This window comes from Mesorhizobium sp. M7A.F.Ca.CA.002.05.1.1 (genome assembly GCF_003998335.1).
Classification (GTDB): domain Bacteria; phylum Pseudomonadota; class Alphaproteobacteria; order Rhizobiales; family Rhizobiaceae; genus Mesorhizobium.
The window spans coordinates 1-2,014 of sequence record NZ_RZQI01001015.1; the positions used below are offsets into that span (position 1 = coordinate 1).

The 2,014-nt window shown below is 62.5% G+C and carries 2 protein-coding genes; both read right to left on the bottom strand.

Annotated features, from left to right (window positions below; translation table 11 throughout):
- On the bottom strand, positions 1-674 hold a 674-nt coding region (locus EN939_RS31870; RefSeq protein WP_245473243.1), incomplete at its 3' end, for an alanine racemase.
- Positions 675-808: 134 nt separating this feature from the next.
- Positions 809-2,014: GMC oxidoreductase (locus EN939_RS31875; protein WP_164751408.1), on the bottom strand; the 1,206-nt coding region annotated here is incomplete at its 5' end.

Genomic DNA, 2,014 nt, shown 5'->3' on the forward strand with positions numbered 1-2,014 from the left:
CCGCTGGCTGCTTCGTGGGTGAAGGTTCCCGTGCCTGCGCCGCCGACGATCGCGCAGTCCAGCTTCTGCTTCCTGATTGCGGCGATCGTATCCGCCGTTCGCGTCGCGGCCTGGCCGATAGCGTCGCGTCGCTCCTGTTCGGCGCGCAGGTGCTGGGCGCGCCCGTGATAGGATTGCAGGCCACCGAACACCAGGTGGCGGCTTCTCGCTATGCGGACCGCCAGTGCCGCTGCGGGGGCGCCAGGTTCCACGCCGCAGCGACCGCCACTGACGTCGATCTCGACCAGCACTGTCAACCGCGTGGCAAAGGATTCGGCCACTGCCTCGATCTGGTCGACCACGGCCGCGCTATCGGCACAGAGCGAGATTTTCGACATTCTGGACAGCGCGGCCAGTCGCGCCAGCTTGCGGGAGGAAACGACCTCGTTCGAAACGAGAATGTCGCCTATACCTCCCCAGGCGAGAACCTCGGCCTCCGCTGTCTTTTGCACGCATTGGCCGATCGTCCCTCTGGCAATCTGCCAGTGAGCAATGACCGGGGACTTGTGGGTTTTCGCGTGAGCGCGCAACCGCACACCTGCTTTACGGCAGAATGCGGCCATACGGTCGAGATTTCCTTCCATTGCATCGAGATCGATGATGAGGGCAGGGGTATCGATATCCGCTTCGCTCATTCCGGGCTCGGCAGGCGGGCGCTGGACCATTTTGTCTTTCTCCGATCGCGATGATGCCAATCAGGACCACGCAGGCGAGGGATCGTCCTTGCCTGATATGCGAGACGATCGACGGACAACCCGCATCATCCGCGTCAGGCGGCTATCGACGATCGCGTCTGCTGCGAGAGGGTTTCGAAATTGTCGCGAATATAGGCCGCGGCACGCAAGGCGAGCGCCGAGATGGTGGCCGTCGGATTGACGACGCCGCCGGTGGTGAGCACGCTTCCATCGACAATGAAGAGGTTTGGCACCTCCCAGGTCTGGTTCCATTGGTTGACGACGGATGTCGATGGGTCGCTGCCCATCCGGCAGGTGCCGATCATGTGCCAGGCTGGTGTGCGATAAACGCCCTCCTTGTCGCGATAATCATGCAGCCGATATTCGAAAGCACCGCAGGCCTTTGCGAGCTCTTCGAGGCGATCCAGCATGTAGTTCATCATACGCTTGTCGTTCTCGCCGGGCGCGTAGCGGGTCTTTGCCGCAGGCACGCCATCGGAATCCTTCAGCACAGGATCCAGCGTCACGCGGTTTTCCGGATTGGGCAGATCGTCGCCAATGGCGAAAACGCCGATGGAATGGCCGAAGTGGCGCTCGAACCAAGGGTGATGGTCGCGGCCCCATGGCGCGTGGGCCGGCGTGAACCAGCCTGCCGCAAGCTCTCCGGCCGACGGCGTGGAGGTGATGCAATTGAAGTTGAAACCGTTGACGAAACCGCGCGACACGTCCGTCTCGGCAAACTGCCGCGACAGCAGGGATGCGACGTAACCGATATGACCGTCGACAGGCTCGTCGACCCACATTTCGCAGGCAACCAGCGTGTGGTGCAGAAGATAACGTCCGACCTGATCATTGGCGTTGGCAAGATTGTCGGATGCAAGAAGGAGCCGTGGCGTTCCGATGCCGTTCGCGGCCACGATAACCAGTTTTGCGCCCTGGAAATGTTGCTTCCCGGTCTTGCGGTCGACATAAAGAGCGCCGCTCGCGCGGCCGTCCGGGTCCTTCTCGATCTTGAGCACGCGGGCGTTGATGCGCAGTTCGCAGCCGGCATCCAGAGCCTTGGGCCAGATGGACAGCGAATATTTGCTCATCGATCCACGTGGGCAGCCGTTGCATGTGCCGCAGTTGTTGCAGGCCGGCCGACCGTCATAATCCTCGGAGATCGCCGCAGCCTCGACCGGCCACCAGTGCCAGTCAAGCGCATCGAAACCGGAAGCAAGGCGCTTCGCCACCTTGGACACAGGCATCGGCGGGGTCGGACAGCGGTCTCGTGGCGGCATGGCCAGGTCGCCGGCAAGGCC